Annotated in this window: 7 protein-coding genes; 5 read left to right on the top strand and 2 right to left on the bottom strand. The window is 29.8% G+C overall.

Translation table 11 applies throughout. The features are described from left to right. Positions 1–296: 296 nt before the first annotated feature. Positions 297–1,793, bottom strand: a complete 1,497-nt coding sequence (locus J7G74_RS12600) for an alanine/glycine:cation symporter family protein (protein ID WP_297135956.1) — start codon at positions 1,791–1,793, stop codon at positions 297–299. 402 nt (positions 1,794–2,195) lie between these two features. On the opposite strand from J7G74_RS12600, the gene J7G74_RS12595 reads away from it, so the two are divergent. After that, positions 2,196–4,178, top strand: a complete 1,983-nt coding sequence (locus J7G74_RS12595) for a YgiQ family radical SAM protein (protein ID WP_297135954.1) — start codon at positions 2,196–2,198, stop codon at positions 4,176–4,178. A 249-nt stretch (positions 4,179–4,427) separates the two neighbouring features. Then, positions 4,428–5,426 (top strand): BMP family lipoprotein, encoded by a 999-nt coding sequence (locus tag J7G74_RS12590; RefSeq protein ID WP_297135952.1) that lies wholly within the window; start codon positions 4,428–4,430, stop codon positions 5,424–5,426. A 260-nt stretch (positions 5,427–5,686) separates the two neighbouring features. Here J7G74_RS12590 and J7G74_RS12585 read toward each other — a convergent pair whose 3' ends face one another. Then, positions 5,687–6,226, bottom strand: coding sequence for a cyclic nucleotide-binding domain-containing protein (locus J7G74_RS12585; RefSeq protein ID WP_297135950.1), 540 nt, complete (start codon positions 6,224–6,226; stop codon positions 5,687–5,689). Positions 6,227–6,339: 113 nt separating this feature from the next. Between J7G74_RS12585 and J7G74_RS12580 the strand changes: the two genes are divergently transcribed. From J7G74_RS12580 to J7G74_RS12570, 3 genes are all read left to right on the top strand, one after another. Next, a complete protein-coding gene (locus J7G74_RS12580) occupies positions 6,340–7,338 on the top strand; it encodes a BMP family lipoprotein (protein WP_297135948.1) in 999 nt (332 codons plus the stop codon). A 331-nt stretch (positions 7,339–7,669) separates the two neighbouring features. Beyond that, positions 7,670–8,191 carry an RNA polymerase sigma factor gene (locus J7G74_RS12575; protein ID WP_297135946.1) on the top strand — a complete coding sequence of 174 codons (522 nt, stop codon included), beginning with the start codon at positions 7,670–7,672 and terminating at the stop codon, positions 8,189–8,191. Then, positions 8,184–8,596, top strand: a 413-nt coding sequence (locus J7G74_RS12570) for a DUF4179 domain-containing protein (protein WP_297135944.1), incomplete at its 3' end; no start/stop codon positions are given. The genes J7G74_RS12575 and J7G74_RS12570, both read left to right, overlap by 8 nt.

Raw genomic sequence — 8,596 nt, 5'->3', positions numbered from 1 at the left:
CTATCAAGTATAATGATAATATAGTGAAAAGTAGATAATATCATAGACATATTGCAAGAGTTGCAGGGATTGGATGATTTATATAATGAAAAATATTTGAATATAGATTATAAAAAAGGAAATCCTAATGGATGAAGGGTTGTGTGTGGAAAATATATAGTTAATTTACCATGTTCATCTAAAAGACCTTAAATTTATTTTTTCGTGAAAAAGAGCTAAGCCTCCTTAGCTCTTTTTTGGTACATTAATTTTTGTGGGGTCTTATATATTATCAAATAATAGAGTTATATCAAGAGTTATGAATTACTTTTTATTTCATCAGCTTTTCTTTCCCAGAAGTCTGCACCTTTTATACCAAGTGGTCTAGGATCAAAGTTGATATTATCTCTTGGAATTCCAAGTTTTTTCTGTCTTTCGTAATCGTTAAAACACTTCATTACAGTGTTAGACAATAAAACTATAGCAACTAAGTTTAACCAAGCCATTAATCCAACACCAATATCACCCATTGCCCATGCAAGGGCTGCACTTTTTATGCTACCATATGCTGTCATTGCTAAAATGGTAAATCTTAATAGGTTAGTTGCAATTTTACTACTCTTACCTTGATTAAGTTTTTTGACTAAATAAGTTAGGTTAACTTCTGCTATATAATAATAAGCCATTAAAGTTGTAAAAGCAAAGAAGAATAAAGCTATGGCAACGAATGCTCCACCGAATCCAGGAATTAAAGTGTTTACACCTTCTTGGGTATATACAGCACCAATATCACTAATACCATATTGAGGCATGTTTTGAACTATTATTTCTTGAGTACCTTCATTGTAAGTATTATAGCATCCTGTCATTAATATCATAAATCCAGTTGCTGAACAAACAAATAATGTATCTACATAAACTGAAAATGCTTGAACAAAGCCTTGTTTTGCAGGATGAGAAACTTCAGCAGCAGAGGATGCATGAGGACCTGTACCTTGACCAGCTTCATTTGAGTAAACTCCACGTTTTACACCCCAAGCTATTGTAGACCCAAGAATACCACCAAAAGTTGCTTCTGAACCAAATGCAGATTTAAATATTAATGCTAAAACACCTGGTAAGTCACTAATATTTACTATTATTATAATAAGAGCCATTAATATATAAGCTCCACCCATGAAAGGTACTATAAATTCAGCTGCAGAGCCTATTCTTTTTATACCTCCGAATATAATTAATGCAAGAAGTATTACTAATATTACAGCAGTTATATTTACATTAAGTCCAAGTGCATTATAAACTGATACTGCTATAGAGTTGGATTGAACGCCAGGAAGTAAAATACCAACTGCAATAATTGTTATTATAGCGAATATGATTCCATAAATTTTTGAAAACTTAGTATTACCAAAACCTTTTTCTATATAGTAAGCAGGACCTCCTCTATATTCACCTTCATGCTCTTCTTTATATAATTGACCTAAAGTAGATTCTGCGAAAGCTGAACCAGCACCTAAGAAAGCTATTGCCCACATCCAAAATAGTGCTCCTGGTCCACCCCATGCAATAGCTGTTGCAACACCAGCAATATTACCAGTTCCTATACGGCCAGCAAGTGCAGTACAAAATCCTTGGAATGAAGAGATACCTTGTTCTGATTTTTGACCACTAAATAGTAAGCTAACCATTTCTTTTAAGTTTCTAACTTGTGAAAATCTAGTCCTTAAGGTGAAGTAAATTCCAACACCTAGACATGTAATCACCAATGCCTGACTCCAAACAATTGAATTAATAGTACTGACTATACTTTCCATAGAACTCCCTCCCTTATTTGAAAATTATCTATAAAAAAGAAATTATATATATTTCTTTTAGTATATTATAGTTTTATATACAAAAAAATTGTGTTAAAGAATGATTATATTGGGTAAGAAAAATTTTACAAAGAAATTAAAATTTAACATAAAAATCTTACTTATTAACATATGGCATTAAATTAGAATTACTTTAAAAATATTATTATCTTTGTGATATAATAATTAATCAGGGTTAATAATTAAAGATGAGCGAATAAATTTGGAAACGTATTTGCTTGTAACGAAAGCAAAGTAGTTTACCAACACGTCGCTCAAAGGCATATCGTGGGAGATATGAAGTAGAGTGTATGCAGTGTATTAAGTAGAGCGAATTTTAATATAGATTGAGCAGGTGATAAAATGGAAAATAAATTTTTACCAATTTGTAAAGAAGATATGATTGAAAGAGGATGGGAAGAGTGTGATTTCGTACTTGTTACAGGAGATGCTTATGTTGACCATCATAGTTTTGGGACAGCTATTATATCAAGAGTATTAGAACATGCTGGATATAAAGTAGGAATAATTGCTCAACCTAACTGGAAAACAACTGAAGATTTTATGAAGCTTGGTAGACCAAGACTTGGTTTCTTAGTTAACGGAGGAAATATGGACCCTATGGTTAACCATTATTCTGTTAGTAAGAGACATAGAGAAAAAGATCTTTACTCACCAGGTGGAGAAATGGGGCATAGACCAGATAGAGCTACCATAGTTTATTGTAATAAAATAAGAGAAGCTTATGGAGATATTCCTGTTGTAATAGGAGGAATAGAAGCTTCTTTAAGAAGATTTGCCCATTATGATTATTGGAGTGACCAAGTAAGAAAATCTATATTGGTAGATAGTGGCGCGGATTTACTAGTTTATGGAATGAGTGAAAGACAAATTGTTAAAGTTGCAGATGCTTTAAATGATGGATTCGATCCTAAATATATAAGTTTTATAGATGGTACTTGCTACATGGCTGATAGCTTAGATGAAGTCTATGTAGATTATGTTTTAACTCCTTCTTTTGAAGAAATAAAGAAAGACAAGGTGAAATTTTCTGAGGCTTTTAAAATTCAAGAAGCTGAACAAGATCCATTTAGAGGTAAGGCTGTAGTACAGCCTCACGGAAATAAATTTATGGTTCAAAATAAGCCAGAGCCACCTCTAAATAGAGAAGAACTAGATGAAGTATATGCACTTCCATATACTAAAAACTATCATCCATCATATGAAGCAAAGGGCGGCATACCAGCTTTAAATGAAGTTAAGTTCTCAATAGTAAGTTCTAGAGGATGTTTTGGAAGTTGTTCATTCTGTGCAATAACATTCCATCAAGGTAGAGCTGTACAAAGTAGAAGTCATGAATCTATTTTAGAAGAGGCTAGAGAAATAACTCAATTACCAGACTTCAAAGGATATATACATGATGTAGGTGGTCCTACTGCAAACTTTAGACAAGAAGCTTGTAAAAAACAAATTACTGAAGGAAAAGGTGGATGTAAGCATAGACAATGTCTAGATCCCAATCCTTGTAAAAATCTGAATGTGGATCATACTGATTTTATAAGTCTTCTTAGAAAAGTTAGACAAGTACCAGGAGTTAAAAAAGCTTTCGTTCGTTCTGGAATAAGATACGACTATGTAATGGCTGATAAAGATAATACTTTCATGAGAGAATTAATCAAACACCATGTAAGTGGTCAGTTAAAAGTTGCTCCAGAACATGTTGCAGAAGAAGTTTTATACTACATGCAAAAACCAGCTGGAGATACTTATGAAAGATTTAGACAAAAGTACTTTGCAATAAATGAACAAATGGGATTAAAACAATACTTAATTCCATACTTAATGTCATCGCACCCAGGTTCTACATTAAATAGTGCGATAGAGCTTGCAGAGTATTTAAGAGATATTAAATATCAGCCGGAACAAGTTCAAGATTTCTATCCAACTCCAGGAACATTATCTACAACAATGTTCTATACAGGATTAGATCCAAGAACTATGAAAGAAGTATATGTACCAAAATCTAAACATGAAAAAGCAATGCAAAGGGCATTATTACAATATTCTGCTCCTAGAAATTATGACTTAGTTTATAATGCTTTAGTAGAAGCAGGTAGAGAAGACTTAATAGGATACGGACCAAGATGCTTAATAAAACCAAGAGAAGCTAGAGGTGCATTAAATAGACAATTTGATAAAAATAGAAAATCAAATAACAAGAATTCTAGAAGTTCAAAAAATAATAAGAATGATAACAGAAGAAATGACAAAAACAGTAGAGATAACAGAAGCTCTAAAGATAATAGAAATAGCAACTCAAAAAATAAAAGAAGAAATAAAAGATAATATATAAACTGAAATTAATGATGTCATAATCCTTGATTTGATAAGATTCGTAAAAGAGATAAATGACTAACTGAATATTTAATGAAAAAACTATGGTGAAAATATGACTACCATAGTTTTTTTATAACTTAATGTCAATTAAACCTCATAAAAATAAAAGATATGTGAAAATATATATCTATGAAATAATAAATATCAATTTGATATTTTGTTTTTATAAAAATAGAATTATATCACATAGGAGGAAAAGTGACATTGAAAAAAATTTTATGCTTAATGACATCAATGATTATGACTTTATCTTTATTAGTAGGATGTTCAACTAATAAAAAAGCTGAGCAAAAGAATACACTAAAAGTGACAATGGTTACTAGTGTGGGAGGAGTAACAGATAATAGTTTTAATCAAAGTGCATGGGAAGGTCTTCAAAAGGCAAAAAAAGATTTTGGCGTAAATGTCAGCTACATAGAATCTAAACAAGAAGCTGACTATGCTACAAATTTAGAAACAGCAGTTGAAGGTAACAATGATTTAATATTAGCAACTGGATTTCCTATGCAGCAGGCTCTTTTAGATGCGGCAAAAAATTATCCAGATCAAAAATTTGCAATAGTAGATGTTGATTATGGAGAAGAAACCCCCGATAATGTTATTTGTATTACGTTTAATGAAAATCAATCCGGTTATGTAGTAGGTCTTGTAGCTGGAAAAATGACTAAGACTAACGTAGTTGGATTTGTTGGTGGAATGAATAATGTAGTAGTAAAAAGATTTCAAGTAGGATATGAGGCAGGAGTCAAAGCGGCTAATCCAAATGCAAAAGTTTTAGCTCAATATGTTAATTCATTTACGGATTCAGCAAAAGGAAAATCAATAGCTACTCAAATGTATAAAAATAATGCAGATATAATATTTGCAGCAGCAGGAGACAGTGGACTAGGAGTTCTTGAATGCGCTAAAGAAAATGGTAAACTAGCAATTGGTGTAGATAGAGATCAAAATGATATAGCACCAGATAATATAATAACTTCTGCAATGAAAAAAGTAGATAAAGGCGTATATGGTGTTGTAAAAAGTCTAAACGAAGGAAAATTTGATGGAGGACAAGTTTTAGTACTTGGATTAAAAGAAAATGCTATAGGCCTTGCTCCATCAACAGATAAGAATGTATCTAAAGAAGTTATCGACTTTGTTAATGCACAAAGTGATAAAATAATAAGTGGAGAGATAGTAGTTCCAACTAAATAATTGATAAATATAAAAAGTCTAGCTAATATTAATTAACTAGACTTTTTATCTACTAATTTAGTAAGTCGTCAAAAGTTGGCTGAAAAATAATTTAAAAAATAATTAAATCATTAGTTATATAAATTTACAGCTAGCTCCTCTAACATTTTTCTATTCAAAATAATTAAGGATCTTTTTTCTTTTTTTATAATATTTTTAGTACATAGTTTATCAACAACTCTTAAAAAGTGCCTGTAGTCAGATCCTAATAATTCTGATATTTATGTAAAATTATCAGTAATCATATTATTTTTACGATCCATATCGTTAGGATAAAGAGCTAGAAGATAGCTGGCAAGTCTATTTTCTAAAGGATATAAAAGATTTAATGAAGTTGATAATGAGGCTGAAGATAACTTGTAGCTTAATTGACTACAAATATAATTTAAAAACTTTATATCCTTAAAACATAAACTTTTTATTATATCAACAGGTATACCTATACATAAGCAATCTTCTATAGCTTGAATACTACAATCTATATTAGTATTGGATGTTATTTCGATGTCTCCTATAATTTGTAGTGGACTATAAAATCTAATAAGAAGAGATTTTCCATTTGGTGTGGAAAGATATACTTTTGCTCTTCCTTCTACAAAGAAATAAAATTTATCCAAAGTATTGCCTTTTTCACAAATATGAGATCCTTTTTTGCAAAAATATAAATCCATGTAATCTTCCATATTATTTGTAAAAAGATTGTTTATATTATATTTTTTTATGAAATATTTTAATTTAGATTTATCGTTTAATTTTAACATGTTACTATCCTCGTAAAAAAATTAAAAATATGGCATAAGTCATAATTATATATTTTTATTTTTTGTTATTATTATATGTAAGTAAAAAAGTATTATATCATATTGGAGGAATAATGACATTGAAAAAAATTTTATATTTAATAACAACAATCATAATGTCAGCATCATTATTAATAGGATGTTCAAGTAATACAGCTGACAAACAAGATGATAAGGTAAAAATTACTATGATTACTAATGTTGGTGGAGTAAACGACGAGAGTTTTAACCAAAGTGCATGGGAAGGTCTTCAAAAAGCTAAAAAAGATTTAGGTGTAGAAGTTGGTTATATAGAATCTAAACAAGAAGCTGACTATGCTACAAATATAGAGACAGCTATAGAAGGAAATAATGATTTAATAATAGGGACAGGTTATCAGTTGCAAGATGCAATACTTGAAGCAGCAAAAAATTATCCAGAACAAAAATTTGCTATAGTAGATGCTGATTATGGGGATCAAACACCAGAGAATGTTACATGTATAACTTTCAATGAAGAGCAGTCAGCATATGTTGTAGGTCTTGTAGCAGGTAAAATGACTAAAACTAATAAAGTTGGATTTATTGGTGGACTAAACAATGTAGTTATAAATAAATTTGAAGCTGGTTTCGAAGCTGGTGTAAAAGATGCTAATCCAAATGTAGAAGTTTTAACTCAATATGCAAATACATTTGTAGATGCAGCAAAAGGAAAAACAATAGCTACTCAAATGTATAAAAATGATGTAGATGTAATATTTGCAGCTGCAGGAGATACTGGATTAGGTGTTATAGAATGTGCAAAAGAAAGTGGAAAATTTGCAATAGGTGTTGATAGAGACCAATATAGTTTAGCACCAGATAATATACTAACATCTGCAATGAAAAAAGTTAATGAAGGTGTATACCAAGTTGTTACTGACCTAAATGAAGGAAGCTTCTCAGGTGGAAAAGTATTATCATTAGGATTAAAAGATGGTGCTATAGGATTAGCTCCAACAACTGATAAAAATGTACCACAAGATGTAATTGATTTTGTTAATGAACAAAGTGAAAAGATAATAAATGGAGAAATAGTAGTTCCAACTAAATAATATATAGAAAAGTCTAGTTAATATTTTTAACTAGACTTTTTTTGTATACTAAGGGATTATAAATTATATGAATCATGGATAAGTTATAATCTTGATATTGTCAACTTATCAAGGACATAAGTTGTTGGCCATATGAAGTGGAGCGACCACGCAGTGGCTTAAGCGAAGTGAATTTTGAGCAACGGACGAAGTAGTTGGCGATATGAGCGAAGCGAATTTTTGGGTTAAGTATTATGAATTTTATATGTAACTATTTAACATATAGGCACGTCTAATAAGTGAAGATAAATTTTGAAGCATGTGGAAAGATTTATTAAATCAAGGAGGAAAAATGAATTTATTAATAAAAAGGGCAAAAAAAGGAGATAAGAATGCTTTTGTAGAGCTAATGAGGGTAAATGAATTATCTTTATATAAAATTGCTAAATCAATATTAAAAAATGATGAAGATGTAGCAGATGCAATGCAAGAAACTATTTTATCTGCTTTTGAAAATATGAAGAAGTTAAAAAATGATACTTATTTCAAAACGTGGCTTACTAAGATTCTTATAAATAAATGTAATGATATATTAAGAAAGAATAGTAAAGTAATACAGTTAGATGAATTTTATGATGAAGGATATACGGAAGATTTTATAAATAGCATATCTCTTAAAGATGGTATTGATACTTTGTCAGATGAACAAAAAATAGTTTTTGACTTGTATTATACTATGGGATTTAATGCTAGAGAAATAAGTGAGATGTTAAATGAAAAGGAGTCTACTATAAAAGTTAGACTTTTTAGAAGTAGAAATAAACTAAAAGATTTTTTTTATCATGATAGTAAGGGGGAAGTTTTAAATGGATAATAAAATAAAAAATGATATACCTAAAAATGTTAGAAAAAGATTAGATGATACATATGAAAATTTATTAGCAGATGATAAAAAGGTTATCAAAAATAATAAATCTACTATAAAGAGAGCGACTATAGGTATAACAAGTGCTGTTGCATCATTTGCTTTAATACTAGGTATAGGAGCTTATAGCCCTTCCTTAGCAGATAATATACCTATTTTAGATAGTATGATTGACAAGCTTCATTATGCTTTAAAAAATAAAGATGATTTAAAGGATAATATTGAAAAAATAAATATATCTAGTACTTCTGATGGATTAACAATGACTATTGATAATGCAATGTATGATAGCAATAATGTATTAGTAGACTTTACAATAAAAACAGATAAACCATTTAAAAGCACTAAATATAT

This window comes from Terrisporobacter sp. (genome assembly GCF_017888745.1).
Lineage (GTDB): Bacteria > Bacillota > Clostridia > Peptostreptococcales > Peptostreptococcaceae > Terrisporobacter.
This window is presented reverse-complemented; position numbering and strand designations above follow the sequence as displayed.